This window comes from Streptomyces sp. NBC_01431 (assembly GCF_036231355.1).
Classification (GTDB): Bacteria; Actinomycetota; Actinomycetes; order Streptomycetales; family Streptomycetaceae; genus Streptomyces.
In genome coordinates this window covers 926,547-949,304 of the sequence record NZ_CP109496.1, presented here as the reverse complement: position 1 = coordinate 949,304, position 22,758 = coordinate 926,547, and the positions used below count along the sequence as shown (strand labels likewise).

The window sequence follows — 22,758 nt, the reverse complement described above, 5'->3', positions numbered from 1 at the left end:
CCGCATGAGCGAGACGATGGGGCGCCGGGAGCGCAAGAAGGCCGCCACCCGGCAGTCGCTGGCGGACGCAGCGCTGAAGCTGTTCCTCGAACGGGGCTACGACCAGGTCGGCATCAAGGACATCGCGGATGCCGCGGACGTCTCCACGACCACGTTGTTCAAGCACTTCCCGGGCAAGGAAGCACTCCTCTTCGACGAGGACGCCGGGCAGGAGGCCGCCCTGGTCGCCGCGGTGCGCGAGCGCCCCGCCGGATGCTCCGTCCCCGCCGCGCTGTGCGACCACATCCTGCGCAACAAGATTGACCCCCGGGACGGGAACCCGGAGTTCATCCGCTTCGTCGAACTGGTCGACGCCACCCCGGCGTTGCGCGACTACTCGCACCGCATGTGGCTGCGCCACGAGGTGGCGCTCGCACACGCCATCGCCGAGGACATCGGCGCGCCCGAGGACGATCCGGCCTGTGCTGCCCTGGCACGGTTCGCCCTGGAGACGCTCGGCCTCGCCCGCGACCAGGCCGACTCCCGCAAGGCCGTGGAGAGCGCCTTCGAGCTCCTCGAACACGGCTGGCAGGCGGCATCGCCCACCCGGAACTGAGCCGGCCGGTCAGTCCGCGGCGGGCTGGGCACGTACGTGCATGCGCTCGCCCTGCGCCCCGTACAGGGAGAGGAACTCCACGGGCCGGTCGCCCGCGTTGGCCAAGCCGTGCGGGGTGCGCGTGTCGAACTCGGCGGCCTCGCCCGCGGTGAGGATCAGGTCGTGCTCGCCGAGCGCCAGCCACAACCGCCCCGACAGGACGTACAGCCACTCGTAGCCCTCGTGCACCTTCAGCTCCGGCCGCAGGCCGTCGGCCGTCTTGCGGGCCGGGACGATCTGCTTGTAGGCGTGCAGCCCGCCGAGGAACCGGGTCAGCGGTACGAAGGTCTGGCCGTGCCGGTTGAAGGGCTGCGGGTGGATGCGGGGATCGCCGGTGGCCGGCGCCCCGACGAGTTCGTCCAGCTGGACGCGGTACTCCTTGGCCAGCGGAAGCAGTAGCTCAAGCGTCGGTTTGCGCTGCCCGGACTCCAGGCGCGACAGGGTGCTCAGCGAGATCCCGGTCGCCTCGCTGACCTGCGCCAGGGTCGCTTCGCGCGCCCGCCGCAGCGCCCGCAGCCGCGGTCCCACGCCGGTCAGTACATCGGTGAGGTCGTCTTGGGCCATCCTCTCATTTGCCACAACGGCAAGGGGCTTTGTCAACCCAGGAGGGCCGCGATCGACGCCCACCTGATCGCCGAGGACACCCCCGGGGCCGTCACCGCCCGCCGTTCTCCGCACACCTGGAACGCGAGGTGGGCGAGGTGGTCCTCGGTGACCGGTGCCACGGCCTGTGAACTGCGGCCGGGCCTGGCCGCAGCGGGTGTTGACGGCACGTAACCTTCCTGTGGCCGGGCGAGGGCAGGGCCCGGAGGCGTATCTGAAAGGAACACAGTCGCGGTGAGAGCAGTGTTCGGCGTCGTCGGCGCCGTCCTCGTGCTCGGGATCTTCTCCTCGGTGCTGCGCACCCTGGTGATTCCCCGGCCGACCCGGTCCAGCTTCACCCGGCTCGTGCAGCGCTCGGTGCACTGGCCGTTCCAGCGGGTGGCCGACCTGATGCACGGTGCCGAGGCCAAGGACCGGGTGCTGGCGCCCGTGGCGCCGCTGTCCATCGTGGTCACCCTGATGGGCTGGCTCCTGTGCTTCATGGCCGGCTACGGATTCCTCGAAGCGGCGGTCAGCGGACTCGGTCTGCGCGACTCGCTGATCGAGTCCGGCTCCTCGCTCTTCACGCTCGGCTTCGCCACCAGCAACAGGGCGTCCCTGAACGCGATCGACTTCTGCGCGGCGGCCACCGGGCCGATCGTGATCGGTCTCCAGATCGGCTATCTGCCCACCCTGTACGCCGCCTACCAGCGTCGCGAGACCGAAGTGACCCTGCTCGGGGCCCGCGCGGGCAACCCGCCCTGGGGGCCGGAGATCCTCGCCCGGTACGCGCAGGTCGAGCTCGTGAGCAGCATCGGCGAACTGTTCCGCAACTGGGAGCGGTGGAGCGCGGAGGTGGGCGAGAGCCACACCACCTACCCGGTCCTCATCCACTTCCGCTCCCCGAAGGCGACCCGCAACTGGCTGATCGCGCTCCTCGCGGTGATGGACGCCGCCGCTCTGCGGCTCGCCTTCAACCCCTCCCAGCCGCAGTCCGATGTGCGGATGGCGCTGCGCGCGGGCTTCGTGTGCCTGCGCGACATCGCCGACACGCTGGGCATCGCCTACGACCCCGACCCGCACCCGGACAGCCCGCTGGCGCTCGGCTACGAGGACTTCCTGGCCGGGGTGGCGCGCATGCGGGAGCAGGGCTATCCGGCCGAGCGCACCCCCGAGGAGGCGTGGCCGCACTTCCGGGGGTGGCGGGTCAACTACGAGGCCCTGGCCCAGCGGCTCGCGCGGGACATCGACGCCGTGCCGGCCCCTTGGTCGGGCGTGCGCCGCACGCCGGTCGCCATCCGCACTCCGGTCACTCCGATCGACCGCAGGCCGCCGCAAGTTACCTAGAGGTTTCTAGTGACTTATCGCCTCAGTGCCAGTAGAACCTGTTCTCACTCCATCGAGAGTGAGGAATGTCACATGAGTGACACTACCGCGCATGATTCAGGCTCACAGGGAGTTTCGCGCCGAAGATTCATCGCTGGAACTGGTTCTATTCTGGGGCTCGCGGCCGTCGCCGGACATGCCACCGCGGCCCATGCGCAGACCGTCGCCCACCCGGCCGCTCCGATCGGCGACGGGGCCCACGTCCCGGCCCTGGTGATCGGCACCGGGTACGGCGGCTCCGTCGCCGCGCTGCGCCTGGCGCAGGCCGGCGTCGACGTGCAGATGGTCGAGATGGGCATGGCCTGGGACACCCCGGGCTCCGATGGCAAGATCTTCTGCAACACGACCGCGCCGGACTACCGCTCGTACTGGCTGCGCACCAGGACCAAACAGCCGCTGAGCAACTTCTTCGGCATCCCGATCGACAAGGACATCCCGCGTTACACCGGGATCCTGGACGCCGAGGACTTCAGCGGCATCACCGTCTACCAGGGCCGCGGCGTCGGGGGCGGTTCGCTGGTCAACGGAGGCATGGCGGTCACGCCCCTGCGCCAGAACTTCGGCGCCATCCTCCCGTCGGTCGATCCCGACGAGATGTACGGCACCTACTACCCGCGCGCCAACGCCGGTCTCGGCAGCGGTCTGATCGATCCGGCGTGGTTCGACACGGTCGACTGCTACCAATTCGCCCGGGTCGGCCGCAAACAGGCCCAGCGCTCGGGGTTCCCGTTCGTCTTCGTACCCGACGTGTACGACTGGGACTACATGAAGCAGGAGGCGGCCGGCACCGTGCCCAAGTCGGCGGTCGCGGGCGAGATCCTGTACGGCAACAACTACGGCAAGAAGTCGCTGCAGAAGACCTATCTCGCGCAGGCGAAGGCGACCGGCCGGGTCGCCATCTCCGCGCTGCACAGGGTCACTTCGGTCTCCCCGGGGTCGGGCGGCGGCTACACGGTCGTCATCGAGCAGCTCAACACCAACGGCGACGTCACCGCCACCAAGACCGTCACCTCCGACAAGGTGTTCTTCGCGGCCGGCAGCGTCGGCACCAGCAAGCTCCTCGTCAAGCTGAAGGCCACCGGCGCGCTACCCGCTCTGAACGGCGAGATCGGCCGGGGCTGGGGCGACAACGGCAACGTCATGTGCGGCCGGGCCAACTACATGTGGGACCCGACAGGCCAGGTCCAGGCGGCCATCCCCTGCGGCGGCATCGACAACTGGACGGCCGGCGGCGCTTTCGCCGAAGTCGCGCCGCTCCCCACCGGGATCGAGACGTACGCCTCGTTCTACCTCTCGATCACCAAGAACCCCAACCGCGGCACGTTCTCCTGGAACCCCACGGCCGGCCGGGTCGACCTGGACTGGCAGACCGCCTGGAAGCAGGCCTCCATCGACATGGCCAAGACGATCTTCGACAAGATCAACGCGACGGAGGGGACGATCTACCGCACCGACCTCTTCGGCGTCTACAAGATCTGGAACGACACGCTCACCTACCATCCGCTGGGCGGCGCGGTCCTGAACAGGGCCACCGACAACTACGGGCGCCTGTACGGCTATTCGGGCCTCTACGTCATCGACGGCTCGCTGATCCCGGGCAACACCAGCGTCAACCCGTTCGTCACCATCACGGCGCTCGCCGAACGGAACATCGAGAAGATCATCGCCACCGATCTGCGGTGACCGCGCATCGAAGGGGCCGCCCGAGGCGCCGGGCGGCCCCTCACTCGGTGCTCAGTGCGTGGGCAGTACGCACACGGCGTCGAGCCCGAGCACGTGATTGAGCCGGCCGAACGCCAGCCAGGAGCCGATGCTCATGCTCAGCTCCACGATCTCGACCTGGCTGTAGTGCGCGGTCATCCGGCCCCAGAACTCCTCGTCCAGCCCATGGTGGTCGAGGGCGTACCGCTCGGCGTACTCGGCGGCGAGCCGGGTGCGGTCGTCAAAGGCCTCGGTGGTGCGCCACTGGGTGACCGCGTCGGCGAAGGAGGCCTCGACCTTCTCGCCGTCCCGGTCGGTCCGCCAGTCCAGGCAGAACAGGCATCCGTTGATCTGCGCGATCCGCAGCCGCGCCGCCTCGAACTCCCGCAGCCCCAGGGTCGTGTGGGAGTACACCGAGAGGGAGAAGTTCGCGGCGGCCATGCCGATCCCGGGAACCATGTCGCCCCACACGTACCCGATCGGTTCCTGGCCCTCGGGGATGTCGATCCTCATGACTGCTTCCTTCCGAGTCTGCCGACTGCCGGGCGCAGCGGGACGTCGAGCGCGTCGTAGAGCCCGGGATCCGCGGCCGCCAGCCAGTCGATGGCGTTCACCAGACGGCCGACCGCGGTGGCGTTGCCGCCCGCCGAGCGGTTCTCGCCCTCGTCGGTGGCCTCCACCGTGACCTCGATGCGCGGGCGGCCCTCGACGATCACCCGGTGGGCGCCGTCGCCGCCGCCGGGCGGCACCGGCCAGTCGGGCGCGCAGGACGGGTGGATGCGGGTGACGTGCTCGATGACGATGCGGGGTTCACCCGCCACGACGCCCTGGACCTCGAACCGCACCGCGCCCTGCGTGCCGGCCTCGAAGGTGCCCATCGTCAGGGTGCTCACCGTGGCGTCGAGCGCGCGCCGGTCCATGGTCTCGCGGATGTCGTCGAGCTCCACCCCGAGCGCCCGCGCCATCAGCCGGATCTGCCCGCCCCACACCATGCTCGGAACGGACGGAGCGAGCATGAGGGGCTCGTACTCCATCGGCTGCCCCATGCCGACCAGGTGCCGCACCGACTCCTCCTGTTCGTAGGTGGAGTAGTCGAAGATCTCCTGACAGCGGATGACGTCCACGGTGGTGCCGAGGCCGCTGATCAGCAGCGGCAGGACGTCGTTGGCCCAGCCGGGATCGACGCCGGAGACGAACAGGGACCCGCCGCCGTCCGCGACGGCGGCGAGGACGGGGTCACGGAATTCCGGCGGGGCGCCGAGCCGGTCGTACAGCGGGTACAGCGCCGGGGTGACGACCACGGCACCGGCGCGGACGGCCCGGGTGACATCGGCGAGTGCCTCGTCCGGCCGGACGTCCCCGGACGCCGCGTACACCACGGCCCGGGGTCCGGCACCCAGTACGGCCGACACGTCATCGGTCGCCACGACCCCCAACTCGTATCCCAGGCAGGCGAGTTCGGCCGCGTCGCGCCCGACCTTGGCCGGGTCGTGGACCAGTACGGAGACGAGTTCCAGCGCCGGATGGGCCTCGACGGCACGTATCGCCGCACGGCCGACATTGCCGGTACCCCAGACAACCGTGGGAATCATGCGCGGAGGGTAGCGAGCGGGCCCGGAGGTTCCTAGTGCCGTGCCGGAAAATGTACGGCCCGTGGAGTCCTGGTGATCGCAGGGACACCGGGTCGCCATGGCTGGGTCAGCCGCAGTTCTTCCGGAAGTACTCGCCAGTAGCTAAAGTTCCGCCGTTCCCCACCGCTGAGCGACCATCAGGAGTCCTCCCATGCGCGCGCCCAAAACCGCCTCCGCCTTCACCGCCCTCACCGCAGCGGCCGCCCTGGCCGGGGGCGCGGTCCTGCTCGCGCCGTCGGCCGACGCGGCGGCCGGCGCCCCGACGCTCTCGGTCTTCGCGTGGAACGTCGACCTGGGCACCGCGATCGTCGACTCGACGCAGAACGAGAAGGCGGCCCAGCGCACCCCTGTCATCGAGTCGATCGTCCGGCAGCACAGTGCGGACGTCGTGATCCTGGACGAGTTGTTCAACCACGCCTCCACTGACGACATCTCGGCCAAGCTCGCCGACCTCTACCCCTACCGCACCCCGGTGGTCGGCCAGGCGTGTTCGGGCGGCGGCTGGAACGGTGTGAGCGGCAACTGCTCCAACTCCTGGTTCGTGATCAACGGCGGGACGATGATCCTTTCCAAGTACCCGATCACCGCCCAGTACGCGCACGTCTTCAGCAACTCCACCTCGGGCACCTGGGACTACAACGCCAACAAGGGCGCGGCCCTCGCCCAGATCGACAAGAACGGCACCAAGACGTGGGTGGTGGGCACCCACCTTCAGGCCGACCAGTCCAACACCTCCACCGACACCACCCAGAAGACCCGCCTCGGCCAGCTCGGCGAGATACGCGACTGGGTGAACGGCGTCGTGGGTGCCTCGGCGCCGGTGCTGATCGGAGGCGACCTCAACGTCGAGTACAACCACGGCCGGACTCGCGGTGACTTCGTCAACTCCCAGTCGGCCGTGGGTGGTTCACTCGGGACCCCGGCGGCAGGGGCGGGGCCGGCCACCATGGACTGCGCGGTGTCCGCCTGGTGCCAGTACATGGCCGACGTCGAGACGTTCCCCAAGGACTACCGCGACAACCTGGACTACCTCGGCTACCTCAACGCCCCCGGCCGCCCGGTGCCCTCCACTCTGCCGACCGTCACCAGCGACTTCGACCCGCAGGCCGGCTGGGCCCAGGGCCAGCTCGACACCCGCTCGCCCAGCGACCACTACCCGGTCGAGGCGACCTTCCAGCTCGGCTGACCCGGGGCGGGGCGAGGGTGGCGGCGACTACTGGCGTACCGTCCAGTGGTCGTCGGCGCCCGCCTGGATGAAGCGGAGCCGCGGGCAAAGGAAGTCCTGGCCCGAGGGATTCTGCTCGGTCCACGGCGAGTCGGCCGGGCTCGCCGGCTTCCAGGTTCCATTGCTGCGCAGCTCTATGGCGCTGCTGTCGAAGACGCTGTTCCGCGCCTCGGTGCAGTAGTAGCCCACGCCGGTGGAGGGGTTGACGCTCGCGTATATCTCGAACATGTCCCAGCCGTGGTCGAGCCCGCTCTGGTCCTGCCCGGACTGGCGGTACAGCAACTCCCATTGCGCCGAGCGGTAGTTGTAGAGATAGGACGACCAGCTGTTGCCGGGCCCGTCGTCCCGCACCAGCTGGACGCTGTAGGCGAGCCCCGAGCCGGAGGACTGGGTGTACTTCGCCTTGAAGTCCGCGTCGACGGTGACGGTCTTGGCCGGTCCGCCCGCTCCGCACCAGTCCCACGCCCATATCTCGTCGCCGCTGTTCCAGTAGGCGGTGACCACCTCCATGCAGGAGTTCTGCGCTTTGGTGGTGGGTGCGTAGGTGAAGTTGTCGGCTTGGCTCACCCGGTAGTCGGGGTCCACGGTGTGGGTGGCGGTGATGCCGTCGTGCGTGCCGGGCTGGGGGAAGACTCCCCACCAGTTGTGCGTGGGATCGTCGGCCGGTTCACGGAACTTGCCGGCGCGGCTCTTCCTGAGCGCCTGTGCGGCACGCTCACGTGCCGGGTTCCGGTCCGGTGTGCGCGCCCCGGCCACCGTGCCGCGGTGCGGGGCGTCGGGGGAGGGGGTCGCGGTGGGGCGGGCGGCGGCGGGCGCGGCGCTCTGCATCGCGCCGAGTCCCACGGCGGCGGTGAACAGGGCTGCGGCCAGGGCGGTTCTGCGTCTCTTCATCTGGCTCCTCCAGGACCGTGCGTCATGGATGTGACGAGGGTGGGGGGTGGAGCACGGCTCCCCGGCGCGTGGGTGGGGCGCCGGGGAGCCGGATGAGCGACTAGTAATGTCCATGTCATTGACAGCGGTGTCAATAAGGGCTGGACGTCACCGCTTCTTCAAGGGGCGTTTTCCGGCCGCCAGTTGGGAGAGCGGGGCGGAGCGGACCTGGGTCAGATGGGCGAAGACGACGACGTTGCTCGCGTAGCCGGTCTTCGGGCTGAACTTGCCGCCGCACGTGATCAGCCGGAGCTCCGGGCGGCCCGTCGGACCGTACACCTCCCGGTTGGGGAAGCGGGCCTTCGCGTAGGTCCTGACGGCGTCCACCGTGTACACGGCGACCTTGCCGTCGGCGCGGCGGGCCTCCACCAGTCGGCCGGGGCGCATCGCGTAGAGACTGGCGAAGACGGCCGCCCCGGTGCGGGTGTCGCGGTGGCCAACGGCCACGGCCGTGCCCAACTCGCCCGGGGACGGCCCGTGTTGGTACCAGCCCACCAGCTTGGGGTTGTCGACGGGCGGGGTGGCCAGGTGCTGCTGCGCGTCGAGTCCGAGCGGGGTGACCGGGGCCGCGATGCCGAGGTAGGGAACCGCCAGTGAGACCGCGGGGGAGGGCGGCAGTGGACGCGGCGGCGCCGGGCGGGTGGGCGCCGGGCCCCGGCTGTCGCCGACGGGCATGGCAGCCGCCTCGGCATAGTGGGGCCCGGCGTCGACGGCGGCCGACGGGGAGGGTGCGGCCCCCTCGTCGGTCTGGGCCCACCAGGCGCCGCCCACCACCAGGGACAGGGCCATCGCCGCCGTCCTCGTCAGGCGGTAGGCGCGCGTCCGGTGCCGGGCGGTGGGGGTGCGTCTACGCTGCGCCATCGCGGCGGCGTCGGAGCCGGCGGACGAAGAGTACTCCGGCGACCGAGACCAGTCCGACGGCTGCCACGCCGCCGGCCTGCGGGATGCCCGGTGTCTCGGCGAGACCGCCGCCGCCCGCTGCCACGCCGCCCCGCGGGGGGCCGCCCGCCGCGCGCGCACCGGGGGTCACCGTGCAGTCGACCTGGAAGACCTTCTGCTTGGCCACTCCGTTGCCGCCGGTGACGTTCCAGACGAGCTTGTACTGACCGTTGGGCAGCGTCAGCGGCAGGGTGTGCCCGAGGCCGGCCGCCAGGGTGATGGCGCCGGACAGGGTGGCGCCGCCGACCCGCTCGGGCTGGGTGCTGATGTCCCAGGTGACGCCCTGGGCGACGTCGAAGTTGGAGGCGTCCAGGTAGAAGCCGCAGACCTTGGGTTCGTTGCGCGGGTCGGTGAAGAGCGTCCCCATTGCGTGGATCTTGACGTCGCCGTTGTCGCCGGGTGCGGCGACGGCGGCCGGGGCGCCGATGAGAGCGGTTCCCGCTACGGCGAGCGCCACGACGGCGGTGGCACGCGTGCGGGCGCGGGCGGGAAGTGCTGAGGCAGGCATACGCGTTCCTCTGATTCGGATGATGGTCATACAAATCGGGTGTTGAGTGACTCCCTTTCACGCCCGCCCGGCGCGGTGGCGGCGCCCCGCCGCGACACGCCCCGGATCTCACCCGTGCGACGCAACGCGGCCGGGAGCGGCTACCCACCGCGCCCTCGGGCGGGGGGCCGCACGCTGCCCCGGCGGCCGCACTTGCCCGGACGCGGCTCCGGTGCCCCTCGGTACGTTGGTGCGGCGCTTCCTTGGACCCTTGGCGGTGTGCGGCTCGGGTCACAGGTCTGGAGCCATTGCCGGGTGAACACCTCAGTGGATAGCCTGTGTTCGTCATGCCGGTCGATGGCCGGAGTTTCGAACACGGAGGGTGGGTGGCCGAGCATGGGCCGACTGGTTCCCGCGGTGGCCAGGGCGATGGACGTCCTCGAACTCTTCCTGGAGAGCGAGGGCAGCCTCTCCGCGCCCGATGTCACGCGCCGACTCCAGCTTCCCCGCACCACCGTCCATGAGCTGCTCACCACCCTGTCCGCGCGTTCCTACCTCGCGCCCGTGCCCGAGCAGCCCGGCCGGTACCGCCTCGGTGTGCGCAACTACCAGCTCGGCAGCCGCTACGCCGAGCAGCTCGACCTGGCCGCTGAGGGACAGCAGGTGGCCCGCGAGGTCGCCGAGACCTGCGGCGAGACCGTCCATGTCGCGATCCTGGAGGACGCCGACGTCATCTACATCGCCAAGGTCGACTCCACCCACGCCGTCCGCATGGTCTCGGCCGCCGGCCGCCGGTTGCCCGCGCACTGCACCTCCGTCGGCAAGATGCTGCTCGCCGCGCTGCCCGAGGCCGAACTCGACGCCCGGCTGGCAGGGCGCGAACTCGCCGCCATGACCGCTGCCAGCATCACCGACCCCGCCACCCTGCGCACCGCTCTCGACGGCATCCGTGCCCGGGGCGTCGCCGTCGAGCACCAGGAGTCCAATCCGGACGTGAGCTGTGTGGCCGCGCCGGTCCGGGACAGCGCGGGCCGGGTCGTCGCCGCGCTCTCGGTCTCCGTGCCGATGGTCAGGTGGAGCGGGCAGCGGGAGGCGGAGCTGGCCGAGCTCGCCCAGAAGGGCGCGGCGGACCTGTCCGTACGCCTGGGTCACCGGGGGGCGCGATGAGGTACGAGCTCGCGGTCCGGGAAGCGGCCGCACTCGGGGAAGGGCCCACCTGGGACCCCGTGACCGGGCGGCTGATCTGGGTCGACATCCTCTCCTCCCGGATCCACACCTACGCGCCGGGCGACGGGCACCGTACCGTCATGGCCACCGAACAGCACGTCGGCGCGGCGAAGCCGAGGGCCGGTGGCGGTCTGGTCGTCAACCTGCGGGACGGCGTCGGACTGTACGGTCCCGACGGCGGGTTCCGCTGGCTGGTGCGCGACGCCGTGGCCGGACGGCGCGCCAATGACGCGGCCGTCGCCCCGGACGGGGCGCTCTGGGCCGGGACCATGCGGTACGACGAGGCGCCGGCCGGCGGCTCGCTGGCCCGGGTCGCCCCGGACGGCACGGCGACCGAGGTCCTCGGCGACGCGACCGTCAGCAACGGCATCGGCTGGAGCCCGGACGGTCGGCTCATGTACTACATCGACACCCCGACCCGGCGCATCGACGTCTTCGACTTCGACGGCCAACTAGCCCATGACAGGCGGCCGTTCGCCGAGATACCCGCAATCGCGGGGCATCCCGACGGGCTCGCCGTGGATGCCGAGGGAGGCGTCTGGGTGGCGCTGTGGGGCGGGAACGCGATCCGGCGGTACGCGGCGGACGGCACCCTCGACCTGGTCGTCGAGCTACCCGTGCACTGCCCCACCGCCTGCGCGTTCGGCGGACCGGACCTCACCGACCTGTACGTCACCACCGCCCGCGTCGCGGAGAGCGCCCCGCATCCCCTCGCGGGGTCGGTGCTGGTGCTCCCTGGTGCGGGACGCGGACTGCCGGGCTTCGCGTTCGCGGGCTGACCGTCCGTCAAATGCCGTGCGCCCCGCCGGAATCCGGCGGGGCGCACGGTTGTGTTCAGCGCGTCGAGAAGGAGTGCACCGTCGATGTCCGGTACGTCGCGCCCGGCCGCAGCACCGTCGAGGGGAACGCCGGGTGGTTGGGGGAGTCCGGGAAGTGCTGGGCCTCCAGGCAGAGGGCATCGCCCTGCCGGTAGATGTGGCCCGAGGTGCCCACCAAAGTGGCGTCCAGGAAGTTGCCGCTGTAGAACTGCAGCCCCGGCTCGGTGGTGTACATCCGCATCACACGGCCCGAGGTCGGTTCGGCGAGGGTGAGCGCGTAGCGGGGCGCGGACGAAATCCCCTTGTCCAGCACCCAGTTGTGGTCGAAGCCCTTGGCGCGGACCAGTTGCTGATCGCCCTCGCGGATGTCGCGGCCGACCGGCTTGGCGCACCGGAAGTCGAAGGGCGTGCCGGCCACCCGGGCCAGCTCGCCGGTCGGGATGAGGCCCGCGTCGATGGGTGTGTAGCGCGAGGCGGCCAGTTCCAGGGTGTGGTCGTACACGGAACCGCTGCCCTCGCCCGCCAGGTTGAAATAGGTGTGGCTGGTGAGGTTGACGACGGTCGGCCGGTCGGTCGTCGCCTCGTAGTCGATCCGCCAGGCGCCGCGCGCGGTCAGGGTGTAGGTGACCTGGACCTTCAGGGTGCCCGGGTAACCCATCTCGCCGTCCGGCGAGGTCCGGGTCAGGACGAGACCGGTGTCCGAGCCGCGGGTGAACGGCTCCACGTGCCACATCTGCTTGTCGAAGCCCCGGGTGCCGCCGTGCAGGCTGTTCGCACCGTCGTTGAGCGGGAGTTGGTAGGTGTGGCCGTCGAGCGTGAACCGGCCCGCGGCGATGCGGTTGCCGTACCTTCCGATGAGCCCGCCGAAGTACGGGCTCTTCGCGACGTAGTCCGCGAGGTTGTCGAAGCCGAGCGCGATGTTCGCCAAACGGCCCTCGGCGTCCGGGACTTCGAGCGAGTGGATGATGCCGCCGTAGGACAGGACCTGGAGCCGGATGCCGCCGTTGCCGACGGTCCAGACGTCCACCACGGTGCCGTCGGCCAGGGTGCCGAAGTGCTTCTTCGAGGGGGAGTGGCGGGGTGCGGCGGCGTGGGCGGTGGTGGTGCCGAGGACCGTCGCGGCCAGTCCGGCGGCGGCGCCGGCCGCCAGTACGGTGCGCCTGCTGGTGCTCATGGTGCGGCTCCTTCGGGGAGAGGGGAATCGGAGGGACTCACGAACCGACCTTGCGCTTGTTGTAGACGTCGAAGCCCACCGCGGCCAGGAGCACGAGCCCCTTGATGACCTGCTGGTAGTCCGTGCCGACGCCCACCAGGGACATGCCGTTGTTGAGTACGCCGAGGACCAGGCCGCCGATGATGGCGCCGAACACCGTGCCCACGCCGCCGCTCATCGACGCGCCGCCGATGAACGAGGCCGCGATCGCCTCCAGTTCGAAGTTCACGCCGGCGTTGGGGGTGCCCGCGTTCAGGCGGGCCGCGAAAACGACGCCGGCCAGCGCCGCGAGCACGCCCATGGTGACGAAGACCAGGAAGGTGACCCGCTTGTCCTTGACGCCCGACAGCTTCGCCGCCGCCTGGTTGCCGCCCAGCGCGTACACATGGCGCCCGACGACCGCGTTACGCATCACGAAGCCGAGACCGATGAGCAGCCCCGCGAGCAGGAGCAGCACCACCGGGACACCCCGGTAGCTGGCCAGCGTCATCGTGAACGCGAGGACGGCGGCCACCATCGCCACCAGCTTGGCGATGAACAGGCCCTGCGGAAGCACATCGAGTTCGTACGCCCGCTGGCGCCGCCGCGACCGCAGCTCCTGGACCACCACGACGGCGATCAGGGCCAGGCCCAACAGCAGTGTCAGGTTGTGGTAGTTGGTGTTCGGCCCGACCGCCGGGAGGTAGCCGGTGGAGATCTTCTGGAAGCCGTCGGGGAACGGGCCGAGCGAGCGTGAGCCGAGCAGGATCTGGGTGCCGCCGCGGAACAGCAGCATCCCGGCCAGTGTGACGATGAACGACGGAATCCCGACGTACGCGATCCAGAAGCCCTGCCAGGCGCCCGCGACCGCGCCGATGACCAGCGCCACGACCAGCGCGAGCACCCAGGGCACATGGTGTTCGACCATCATCACGGCACAGGCCGCCGAGACGAAGGCCGCGAGCGAGCCGACCGACAGGTCGATGTGGCCCGCGATGATGACGATCATCATGCCGATGGCGAGGACCAGGATGTAACTGTTCTGGAGCACCAGGTTGGTGACGTTGTTCGGCTTGAGCAGCACCCCGCCGGTCCAGATCTGGAACAGCACGACGATCAGGCCGAGCGCGACCAGCATTCCGTACTGGCGCATGTTGCGGCGCGCCGCGTCAAGGAGCAGCGCACCGGGCGCCGGACGCGGGGAACCGGGCGCCGACGGGGCGCTCCTGGGGGTATCGGTGGAGACCGGACCCATGGCGACTACCTCTTGTTCGTGGTCATGTGGCGCATCAGCACTTCCTGCGTCGCCTCCGCCCGCGCGATCTCACCCGTGAGCCGGCCGGCCGCCATCGTGTAGATGCGGTCGCACATGCCGAGCAGTTCGGGGAGTTCGGAGGAGATGAAGACGACGGCCTTGCCTTGAGCCGCGAGCTGGTCGATGACGGTGTAGATCTCGTACTTGGCACCCACGTCGATGCCGCGGGTCGGCTCGTCGAGGATCAGCACATCGGGACCCGCGAAGATCCACTTGCTGAGTACGACCTTCTGCTGGTTGCCGCCGGACAGCCGTCCCACCTGCTCGAAGACGGTGGGCGCCTTGATGTTCATGGACCTGCGGTACGACTCGGCGACCCGCCGCTCCTCGTGCTCGTCGACCACCCCGCGCCGGGACACCTTGCCGAGCGCGGCGGTGGTGATGTTGCGGGCGATGTTGTCGATGAGGTTGAGGCCGTACTGCTTGCGGTCCTCGGTGACGTAGGCGATGCCGTGGCCGACCGCCTCGGGCACGGTCCGGGTGCGGATCTCGCGGCCGTCCTTGCGTACCGTGCCGCTGATGCCCCGCCCGTAGGAGCGGCCGAACACGCTCATCGCGAGTTCGGTGCGGCCGGCGCCCATCAGGCCCGCGATGCCGACGATCTCGCCCCGCCGCACCTGCACGGAGACACCGTCGACGACCTTGCGCTGCTGGTCGATGGGGTGGTGCACGGTCCAGTCGAGTACCTCAAGGGCCGGATGGGCGCCCGGATCGCCCTCGTACGGCGTCCGGTCGGGGAAGCGGTGGTCGAGGTCGCGGCCGACCATGGCCCGGATGATCCGGTCCTCGGTCGTGGCGGGATCCTTCACGTTGAGGGTTTCGATGGTGCGGCCGTCGCGGATGACGGTGACGGAGTCGGCGACCGCGGCGATCTCGTTGAGCTTGTGCGAGATGACGATCGAGGTGATGCCCTGCTGCTTCAACTCCTGGATGAGGTCCAGGAGATGGGCACTGTCCTCGTCGTTGAGGGCGGCCGTCGGCTCGTCCAGGATGAGCAGTCTGACCTCCTTGGAGAGAGCCTTCGCGATCTCCACCAGCTGCTGCTTGCCGACGCCGATGTCCGCGACCCTGGTCTGCGGGTGCTCGTTCAGGCCGACCCGTTTCAGGAGCCGGGCGGCCTGCTTCAGCGTCTCGTGCCAGCTGATCACCCCGCGGGTGGCGTGCTCGTTGCCGAGGAAGATGTTCTCGGCGATCGACAGGTACGGGACGAGCGCGAGTTCCTGGTGGATGATGACGATGCCGCGCGCCTCGCTCGCCCGGATGTCCTTGAAGGCGCAGGGCTCGCCCTGGAACAGGATGTCGCCCTCGTAGCTCCCGTGCGGATGGACACCGCTGAGGACCTTCATCAGGGTCGACTTGCCCGCGCCGTTCTCCCCGCAGACGGCGTGGACCTCGCCCGCGGCGACGGTGAGCGAGACGTCGGACAGGGCTCGCACACCCGGGAAGGTCTTGACGATGGAGCGCATTTCGAGGACCGGCGCGTCCGGGACCGCGGTGCTCACTTCAGGGCACTCGCTTTGATGTAGCCCGAATCCACCAGCACCGACTGGTAGTTGGACTTGTCGACGCTCACCGGGTTGAGCAGGAAGGACGGCACGACCTTCTTCTCGTTGTCGTACGTCTTGGTGTCGTTGACCTGCGGGGTCTTGTCGTTCAGCACGGCGTCGGCCATCTGCACCGCCTGCTTGGCGAGCGCCCGGGTGTCCTTGTAGACGGTCTGGGTCTGATCGCCCGCGATGATCGACTTCACCGACGCCACCTCCGCGTCCTGCCCGGTGACGATCGGGTAGGGCTTGGCGGCGTTGCCGTAACCGGCGGAACGCAGTGAGGACAGGATGCCGATGGAGATCCCGTCGTACGGAGAGAGCACGGCGTCCACGCGCGCCGAGGAGTACGCCTTGGTCAACAGGTCGTCCATGCGCTTCTGCGCGGTCGCGCCGTCCCAGCGCAGTGTGGTCACCTGGTTGAGCTGGGTCTGCCCGCTCTGCACCACCAGCTGCTTCTTGTCGAGGTAGGGCTGGAGCGTCTTCATGGCGCCCTGGAAGAAGTAGCGGGTGTTGTTGTCGTCCGGTGATCCGGCGAACAGCTCGATGTTGAACGGCCCCTTCTTGCTGCCGTCCTTGAGCCCCAGCTTGTCGAGGATGTAGGTGGCTTGGAGTACGCCGACCTTCTCGTTGTCGAAGGAGGCGTAGTAGTCGACGTTCGGCGTGCCGAGGATGAGCCGGTCGTAGGAGATCACCTTGATGTGCTGGTCGCCAGCCTGCTTGAGGACGTCGCTCAGGGCCCGGCCGTCGATGGCGGCGACCACCAGGACGTCCACGCCCTTGGTGATCATGTTCTCGATCTGGGCCACCTGCTGGTCGACGTTGTCCTCGCCGTACTGGAGGTCGGTCTTGTAGCCGAGCTCCTGGAACTGCTTGACCATGTTGTTGCCGTCGTTGATCCACCGCTCGGACGACTTGGTCGGCATGGCGATGCCGATGGTGGAGCCCTTGCCGCCCTTCTTGGTGTCCTTGCTGCCGCCCTCGCTGCTCTGGCCGCAGGCGGTGAGCGCGAGGGCCAGGGAGCCGGCGAGGATGGCGAGGGCTGCTCTGCGGGTGTGGCGCATGGTCATCAGTCCTTCTGGGAGAAGCGGTTGAGTTGGCCGGGCAGGCGGGAACCGAGCGGGGACATGCCGCCGTCGGCGCCGTGCCGGGCGAGCAGGTCGAGCACCAGGCGGCCGCGGCGCACGCGTTCGCGTGCCGTGTCCAGGGCGGTGTCGCGCAGATGCGCGCCGTACGGGTAGATGCCGGGCGCCCTGGACAGGCCGAACTTGAGGTACAGCGGCGCGGCCCTGCGGATCAGCTCGGCCGTCTCGTACATGCGCACGTAGCCGCCGAGGTCGTCCGGCGCCTCGATGTACAGGTCGAGCGGCACCCCCGACACCCGCCGGATTTCCGTGAAGTGACTGCCCGTCAGATCGGAGGGGACGTTCACCGAGTCCGCGCCGAGCCGCTCGTACACCGAGACCGAGGCCGGGTTGACCGGGCCGATCAGTGCCGAGACCTTCAGGGTGGTGTCCGCGGGCAGCAGCCCCTGTTCGCGCAGCCGGTGCAGCGTCCACAGCACCCCCTCGTCGGCCACGAGCAGGCAGGGAACCCCCAACTCCGTTGCCCGCAGGGCGTCCTCGACGCATCCCGCGAGCGCGTCGTGGCCCCGGGCGCGCAGTCCGGCGCCGCCCGAGCCGGTGCGCGTGGAGCCGCCGGTGTCCCAGGTGCCGCGCGGGCCGGTGAAGAGGCAGAGCTCGATGCCGCGTGCCGCACACGCCCCGGCCATCTCGGTGATCTCGGCATCGGACAGCATCCACACCCCGCTGCCCTGGCTGATGCGGTGTACGGGCACGTCGAGCCGCGTGGACTCCTTGAGGACGACGCCCAGTGCCTCCGGCCCCTCGACCGAGGGGATCTCGGTGCGCCAGGCGCCGCCGTCGGGGAAGAGGTGAGGGGAGGAGTCGGCGGGGTTGTCGGCGGGCGCGGCGAGGCCGAGGGCCGTCAGGGCCCGCTCGCCGGGGCGGCGGGGCCGCCTGTCTTCGGGGAGGGCTGATGTATCGGTCACAGGCGGGGTTCCTTGCGTGAGCGGGGGTCAAGAATGTTCGGTATCTCGAACGAGGTTCGGGTCATAGGGCATGAAGCCGCGCCTAAGGGCGCAGCACGACCTTTCCGGTCGTGGGGTCCCCGCCGCCGACCAGCGCGAGGGCGTCGGCGTACCGGTCCAGCGGGAACTCGTGGGTGATCAGCGCGGCCGGATCGATCCGCCCGGCGGCGTACGCCCGGACGGCGAAGGACCAGGCGGCGGAGGACGCCCCGAAGACGCTGCGCACGGTGAGCTGGCTGACCGACAGGTGCACCGGGTCGATCCCCCGCGCGCCCGCGGCGAACATCCCGGTCAGGACCACCCGACCGCCGCGCCGGGCGAGCAGGCAGGAATCGGCGGCGGTGTACGGCGCCCCCGCCGTCTCGACGACGAGGTCGTAGCGGCCGTGCACATCGGACGAAAGGTCGGGGGTGCGAGCCTCGGTGGCTCCCATGGCGCGGGCCCGTTCGGCGCGTTCGACGCGGGGGTCGATCGCCGTCAGTTCCGCGGGGGAGTACCCGGCCAGGAACTGGACCGCGAGCAGGCCGAGCGTGCCCGCCCCCACGACCGCGATCCGCTCGCCCGCCTCGGGCGCGGCGGCCCGTACGGCGGCGGCGACCACGGCGGCCGGTTCGAGCAGGCTGGCGGCGCGCAGGTCCGCGTCGTCCGGCAGCGGGTGCAGCAGCCTGGCCGGGACCACCACGTGGTCGGCGAAGCCGCCGGGATGCGTGAAGCCGGTCTCGGCGTACGCGGCGCTGCACAGCGAGGTCTCGCCGCTGCGGCACCGCTCGCAGGTGCCGCAGCTGCGGAAGCCCTCGGCGACCGTCCTGCGCCCGACGAGCCCGGGATCGACGCCCGCCCCGGCCGCCTCGACGGTCCCGGCCCACTCGTGGCCGGGGGTGACCGGATAGCGGACGTAACCGGGGGCGCGGTGGCCCTCGTACACTTCGCGGTCGCTCAGGCAGATGCCGGCGGCCGCGACCCGCACGACGACCTCGCCGGGGCCGGGCTCCGGGCGCGGGCCGGTGACCAGGCGGTGGCTGCCCGGCGCGTCGACCACGATCGCACGGCTGCTCATCCCCGTGCCCCGGAGGGGTCGCGCTTCTCCCAGCCCTCGGCCCACAGGTCGAACCGGGCCTGCTGTTGCGGGAATTCGGCCGCCGCGTCCACGTCGAGCTCCACGCCGAGACCCGGCCCCTTGGGCAGCTCGAAGTAGCCGTCGACCACCTGGGGGGCACCCTTGACGACCTTCTTGATCTCGGCGTCCGCGAAGTCGTTGAAGTGTTCAAGGATCTTGAAGTTCGGCGTGCAGCCCGCTACGTGGAGCGAGGCCGCGGTCAGCACCGAACCGCCCACGTTGTGCGGCGCGACCAGCATGTAGTGCGTCTCAGCGGTCGCCGCGAGCTTCCTGGTCTCCAGGATGCCGCCGATGTGGCCGAGGTCCGGCTGGATGATGTCGACGGCCTGCGACTCGAAGAGCTCGCGGAACTCGATCCGGTCATGGATGCGTTCACCGGTCGCCAGCGGGATGTCGACCTTCCCGGCGACCTTCGCCAGCGCCTTGAGGTTCTCCGGCGGGACCGGCTCCTCCAGCCACGCGGGCTCGAACGGCGCCAGCTCGTGGGCGAGGCGGACGGCGGTCGCGGGCGAGAACCGGCCGTGCATCTCCAGCATCAGCTCGGTGTCCGGGCCGATCGCGTCCCGCACCGCCTCGATCAACGAGACGGCGTACAGGGACTGTCGGCGGTCAAGCTCGAAGTGGCCGGTGCCGAACGGGTCGATCTTCAGCGCCCGGTAACCGCGCTCGACGACCGCGGCCGCCGCCTTGTGGTAGGCCTCCGGTGTGCGCTCGGTGGTATACCAGCCGTTGGCGTACGCCTTGACCCGGTCGGTCACCCGGCCGCCCAGCAGCTCCCACACCGGGACGCCGAGCGCCTTGCCCTTGATGTCCCAGCAGGCCATCTCCACCACCGCGATGCCCGACATCACGATCTCGCCGGCCCGCCCGTAGTCGCCGTACTTCATCCGCCGCACGAGGTCCTCGATCGCGAACGGGTCGGAGCCCGCGATGTGGTTGGCCTCCGCCTCGCGGAGATAGCCGATCAGTGCGTCGGTGCGGCCGAGCATCCGGGTCTCGCCGACGCCGGTCAGGCCCTCATCGGTGTGGACCTGCACGTAAGTGAGGTTGCGCCAGGGGGTTCCGACTACATGGGTGCTGATTCCCGTGATTCGCAAGGCAGTTGCTCCCGAGGCTGCTGTCTGTGACGTTCGAAATTTCGTCATGCGTTCGAAATGCTGGCGTGACCGTAATAACGTGCGACCGGGGGTGTCAATGGGTCGAGCAGGAACGGTTTCCGGGATGTCCCGGGGTGTTGACGAGGTGCTCGGGGAGAGGGGATGCTCCCCGGCGTCGAAATGCAGAACATTGCCCGAAATCTCGAACGTATACCGAGAATTGAGGAGCCCCCGCATGACACAGTCCACCTCCGCCGCCGCTCCCGGGCCGAGCCGCCGAGCGGTCGTCACCGCGCTCGGCGCCCTACCGCTGGCCGGTGTGGTCGGCGCTCCCGCCTTCGCGGCGTCCCCCGCGCGGGGCGCCGAGTCCTCGCTGCCCGCGCCCCTCGCCCACTGGCCTTTCGACGAAGGCGCCGGGACGAGCGCCGCCGACAGCTCCGGCAACGGCCGCACGCTCACTCTCACCGGGGGCGCGAAGTGGGGTGCGGCGAAGTCCGGCGCGTCCAGCCTCGACCTCTCGGCGGGGGGCTGTGCGTCGGCGGCCGCTCCCGTGGTGGACACCGCCAAGAGCTTCAGCGTCGCCGCCTGGGTCCAGCTCACCTCCGCCGCCGGATACCAGACCTTCGTCTCGGTCGACGGCCTCGCGGTGAGCGGCTTCTACCTCCAACTCCGCGATGACACCGGTGCGTTCGCGTTCACCCGGCTGCCGTCCGACGCGACCTCGGCGAACGGCGGGGCCGCGGTCGCCGGTGCCGCGGCCGCGCCCGTGACCGGCACCTGGTACCACCTGCTCGGCGTGGCCGACACGGCCGCCGGTGCCATACGCCTCTACGTCAACGGCGTCCTGGAAGGCGAGGCCCCTTACACCGGGGGCTGGCCGGCGACCGGTGCGACCGCCGTCGGCCGGGGCTTGTTCGGCGGGGCCCAGGTCGACCAGGCCCACGGCCGCATCGATGACGTCCAGGTCTTCGGCAGCGCGCTGAGCGCCGCCGACGCCGCAGCACTCGCCGGCGTACCCGTCGAATCGACCCAGCCCCTGCTGACCGTCGACACCGCCCACCCCGGCCCGCAGGTCAGCTCCGATCTCGGCGGGATCTTCTTCGAGGACATCAACCACAGCGGCGAGGGCGGCCTCTACGCCGAACTCGTCAACAACCGCAGCTTCATGGCCGCCGACACCCCGCTGCACTGGAGCGTCACCGGTGGCGCCGAGGCAGCCATCGACACCGCCCAGCCGCTCAACGCCGCCCTCACCCAGTCGCTGCGCGTCACGGCCAAATCGGCGGGCGACGGCGTGGCCAACGAAGGGTTCTGGGGCTTCCCGGTCAGGCCGTCCACCACCTACCGCGCCTCCCTGTACGCCAAGTCGGCTGGAAAATCAGGCAGGTTGACCATCGCCCTCACCGGAAGCGACGGCAAGGTCTACGCCACCGGCACCACCGCGCCCCTCACCGGAAGCTGGCGCTCCTACGAACTCGCCCTGCGCACCGGCCCGTCCGCCCCGACCACCGCGAACGCCCGCCTCACCGTCACCACCTCCGCCCCCGGCACGCTCTGGCTCAGCCAGGTCTCCCTCTTCCCGCCCACCTACAAGGGCCGCAGGAACGGACTGCGCATCGACCTCATGGAGCAACTCGCTGCGCTGGAACCGAAGTTCCTGCGCTTCCCGGGGGGCAACTACCTCGAAGGCAACGTCATCGCCGACCGCTTCGACTGGAAGAAGACCATCGGCCCCGTCGAGCAGCGCCCCGGACACCGCAACTCGGCCTGGGGCTACTGGTCCACGGACGGCCTCGGCCTGCCCGAATACCTCCAGATGACCGAGGACCTGGGCTGCATGCCGCTGCTGTGCGTGTACGCCGGGTACTCCCTCCAGGGCGCCCACGTCACCGGCGACGCCCTGAAGCCCCTGGTGCAGGACGCCGTGGACCAGATCGAATACATCACCGGCCCCGCCACCTCCACCTGGGGCGCCCGGCGGGCCGCCGATGGTCACCCCAAGCCGTTCCCGCTGAAATACGTCGAGATCGGCAACGAGGACGGGTTCGACAAGTCCGGTTCCTACGAGGAGCGTTACGCCGCGTTCCATGACGCCATCAAGGCCCGTTTCCCCGCGCTGAAGCTGATCGCCACCACCCCCGTGTCCTCGCGCCCGTACGACCTGATCGACGAGCACTACTACCAGTCGCCCTCCGCCTTCCAGGCCGGCTCCCACAAGTACGACCAGCGTGACCGCAACAGCCCCAAGGTCTTCGTCGGGGAATGGGCGGCGCAGGAGGGGCGGCCCACCCCCGACCTCAACGCCGCGCTCGGCGACGCCTCCTGGCTCGCGGGGCTCATCCGCAACTCCGACCAGGTCCTGATGGAGTCCTACGCGCCGCTGTTCAGCCACGTACGGGACAACACCTGGGCCACCAACCTCATCGCCTACGACACGCTGACCAGCTACAGCTCGCCGAGCTACTACGCGCAGCAGATGCTGCTCACCCGCCGTGGCACGGTCGTGCTGCCCACCGCGGTGCGTGCCCTGCCCGGACTCAACGCCGTCACCACCCACGACCCGCGCACGCGCCGCATCCACCTGGCCGTGATCAACACGGGCGGCACCGCGCGCCGGACGGCCGTCAACTTGGAGGGCGTCACCCGCACCGATCCGACGGCGGCCGTCACCGTGCTCGCGGCGGCGGACAAGGAGGCCACCAACACCCTCGCCGATCCCCGGGCGGTGGTCCCCCGCGGCCGTACCGTCAACGGCGTCGCCCCGTCCTTCACCGCGACGTTCGCGCCGTACTCGGTCACCGTTCTGGAAGTCCGGGTGGGCTGACAGCCGACACCCAACGGCAC

Annotated in this window: 21 protein-coding genes; 7 read left to right on the top strand and 14 right to left on the bottom strand. The window is 70.2% G+C overall.

The window, feature by feature from the left end; all coding sequences use genetic code 11:
• The first annotated feature begins 4 nt into the window (after positions 1 to 4).
• On the top strand, positions 5 to 595 hold the full coding sequence (locus tag OG522_RS04560; protein WP_329461619.1) for a TetR/AcrR family transcriptional regulator: 591 nt from the start codon (positions 5 to 7) through the stop codon (positions 593 to 595).
• Positions 596 to 604: 9 nt separating this feature from the next.
• Here the strand turns inward: OG522_RS04560 and OG522_RS04555 are convergent, their stop codons facing one another.
• Together OG522_RS04555 and OG522_RS04550 are read right to left on the bottom strand one after the other, a co-directional pair.
• Complete coding sequence (locus OG522_RS04555) at positions 605 to 1,198, bottom strand: helix-turn-helix domain-containing protein (protein ID WP_329461618.1); 594 nt, start codon at positions 1,196 to 1,198, stop codon at positions 605 to 607.
• Between the two features lie 32 nt (positions 1,199 to 1,230).
• Positions 1,231 to 1,407, bottom strand: coding sequence for a hypothetical protein (locus tag OG522_RS04550; protein WP_329461617.1), 177 nt, complete (start codon positions 1,405 to 1,407; stop codon positions 1,231 to 1,233).
• 64 nt (positions 1,408 to 1,471) lie between these two features.
• Here OG522_RS04550 and OG522_RS04545 point away from each other — a divergent pair, with 64 nt between their 5' ends.
• The gene (locus tag OG522_RS04545; RefSeq protein WP_329461616.1) at positions 1,472 to 2,563 is read left to right on the top strand and encodes a hypothetical protein; all 1,092 of its coding nucleotides are present in this window, start codon (positions 1,472 to 1,474) and stop codon (positions 2,561 to 2,563) included.
• Between the two features lie 72 nt (positions 2,564 to 2,635).
• Positions 2,636 to 4,285, top strand: a complete 1,650-nt coding sequence (locus OG522_RS04540; RefSeq protein ID WP_329461615.1) for a GMC oxidoreductase — start codon at positions 2,636 to 2,638, stop codon at positions 4,283 to 4,285.
• Positions 4,286 to 4,336: 51 nt separating this feature from the next.
• Here the strand turns inward: OG522_RS04540 and OG522_RS04535 are convergent, their stop codons facing one another.
• Together OG522_RS04535 and OG522_RS04530 are read right to left on the bottom strand one after the other, a co-directional pair.
• Positions 4,337 to 4,816 (bottom strand): carboxymuconolactone decarboxylase family protein, encoded by a 480-nt coding sequence (locus OG522_RS04535; RefSeq protein ID WP_329461614.1) that lies wholly within the window; start codon positions 4,814 to 4,816, stop codon positions 4,337 to 4,339.
• Positions 4,813 to 5,895, bottom strand: a complete 1,083-nt coding sequence (locus OG522_RS04530; protein ID WP_329461613.1) for an NAD(P)H-dependent amine dehydrogenase family protein — start codon at positions 5,893 to 5,895, stop codon at positions 4,813 to 4,815. The genes OG522_RS04535 and OG522_RS04530 overlap by 4 nt, the downstream gene beginning before the upstream one ends.
• 190 nt (positions 5,896 to 6,085) lie before the next feature.
• Between OG522_RS04530 and OG522_RS04525 the strand changes: the two genes are divergently transcribed.
• On the top strand, positions 6,086 to 7,120 hold the full coding sequence (locus tag OG522_RS04525) for a sphingomyelin phosphodiesterase (RefSeq protein WP_329461612.1): 1,035 nt from the start codon (positions 6,086 to 6,088) through the stop codon (positions 7,118 to 7,120).
• A gap of 27 nt (positions 7,121 to 7,147) precedes the next feature.
• Here the strand turns inward: OG522_RS04525 and OG522_RS04520 are convergent, their stop codons facing one another.
• The 3 genes from OG522_RS04520 to OG522_RS04510 all read right to left on the bottom strand — a co-directional run bounded on the left by OG522_RS04520 (position 7,148) and on the right by OG522_RS04510 (position 9,536).
• On the bottom strand, positions 7,148 to 8,050 hold the full coding sequence (locus OG522_RS04520) for a carbohydrate-binding protein (RefSeq protein ID WP_329461611.1): 903 nt from the start codon (positions 8,048 to 8,050) through the stop codon (positions 7,148 to 7,150).
• Between the two features lie 147 nt (positions 8,051 to 8,197).
• Positions 8,198 to 8,950: a class F sortase gene (locus OG522_RS04515; protein ID WP_329461610.1), complete on the bottom strand. Its 753-nt coding sequence runs from the start codon at positions 8,948 to 8,950 to the stop codon at positions 8,198 to 8,200.
• Positions 8,937 to 9,536, bottom strand: coding sequence for a hypothetical protein (locus OG522_RS04510; protein WP_329461609.1), 600 nt, complete (start codon positions 9,534 to 9,536; stop codon positions 8,937 to 8,939). Before OG522_RS04510 ends, OG522_RS04515 begins: the two co-directional genes overlap by 14 nt.
• 375 nt (positions 9,537 to 9,911) lie before the next feature.
• On the opposite strand from OG522_RS04510, the gene OG522_RS04505 reads away from it, so the two are divergent.
• Positions 9,912 to 10,682 (top strand): IclR family transcriptional regulator, encoded by a 771-nt coding sequence (locus OG522_RS04505; protein ID WP_329461608.1) that lies wholly within the window; start codon positions 9,912 to 9,914, stop codon positions 10,680 to 10,682.
• Complete coding sequence (locus OG522_RS04500) at positions 10,679 to 11,521, top strand: SMP-30/gluconolactonase/LRE family protein (RefSeq protein ID WP_329461607.1); 843 nt, start codon at positions 10,679 to 10,681, stop codon at positions 11,519 to 11,521. Before OG522_RS04505 ends, OG522_RS04500 begins: the two co-directional genes overlap by 4 nt.
• A 55-nt stretch (positions 11,522 to 11,576) precedes the next feature.
• Here OG522_RS04500 and OG522_RS04495 read toward each other — a convergent pair whose 3' ends face one another.
• The 7 genes from OG522_RS04495 to OG522_RS04465 form a co-directional block, all read right to left on the bottom strand.
• Positions 11,577 to 12,734: an aldose epimerase family protein gene (locus OG522_RS04495; protein WP_329461606.1), complete on the bottom strand. Its 1,158-nt coding sequence runs from the start codon at positions 12,732 to 12,734 to the stop codon at positions 11,577 to 11,579.
• Between the two features lie 37 nt (positions 12,735 to 12,771).
• Positions 12,772 to 14,007 carry a multiple monosaccharide ABC transporter permease gene (mmsB, locus tag OG522_RS04490; RefSeq protein WP_329461605.1) on the bottom strand — a complete coding sequence of 412 codons (1,236 nt, stop codon included), beginning with the start codon at positions 14,005 to 14,007 and terminating at the stop codon, positions 12,772 to 12,774.
• Between the two features lie 5 nt (positions 14,008 to 14,012).
• Positions 14,013 to 15,533: a multiple monosaccharide ABC transporter ATP-binding protein gene (gene mmsA / locus OG522_RS04485; RefSeq protein WP_329467485.1), complete on the bottom strand. Its 1,521-nt coding sequence runs from the start codon at positions 15,531 to 15,533 to the stop codon at positions 14,013 to 14,015.
• A 32-nt stretch (positions 15,534 to 15,565) separates the two neighbouring features.
• Positions 15,566 to 16,681, bottom strand: coding sequence for a multiple monosaccharide ABC transporter substrate-binding protein (gene chvE, locus OG522_RS04480; protein ID WP_329461604.1), 1,116 nt, complete (start codon positions 16,679 to 16,681; stop codon positions 15,566 to 15,568).
• The gene (locus OG522_RS04475) at positions 16,681 to 17,661 is read right to left on the bottom strand and encodes a hypothetical protein (RefSeq protein WP_329461603.1); all 981 of its coding nucleotides are present in this window, start codon (positions 17,659 to 17,661) and stop codon (positions 16,681 to 16,683) included. The genes chvE and OG522_RS04475 overlap by 1 nt, the downstream gene beginning before the upstream one ends.
• A gap of 82 nt (positions 17,662 to 17,743) precedes the next feature.
• The gene (locus OG522_RS04470; protein WP_329461602.1) at positions 17,744 to 18,757 is read right to left on the bottom strand and encodes a zinc-dependent alcohol dehydrogenase; all 1,014 of its coding nucleotides are present in this window, start codon (positions 18,755 to 18,757) and stop codon (positions 17,744 to 17,746) included.
• Positions 18,754 to 19,914, bottom strand: coding sequence for a mandelate racemase/muconate lactonizing enzyme family protein (locus OG522_RS04465; RefSeq protein ID WP_329461601.1), 1,161 nt, complete (start codon positions 19,912 to 19,914; stop codon positions 18,754 to 18,756). Before OG522_RS04465 ends, OG522_RS04470 begins: the two co-directional genes overlap by 4 nt.
• 235 nt (positions 19,915 to 20,149) lie before the next feature.
• On the opposite strand from OG522_RS04465, the gene OG522_RS04460 reads away from it, so the two are divergent.
• The gene (locus tag OG522_RS04460; RefSeq protein ID WP_329461600.1) at positions 20,150 to 22,738 is read left to right on the top strand and encodes an alpha-L-arabinofuranosidase C-terminal domain-containing protein; all 2,589 of its coding nucleotides are present in this window, start codon (positions 20,150 to 20,152) and stop codon (positions 22,736 to 22,738) included.
• Positions 22,739 to 22,758: the final 20 nt, after the last annotated feature.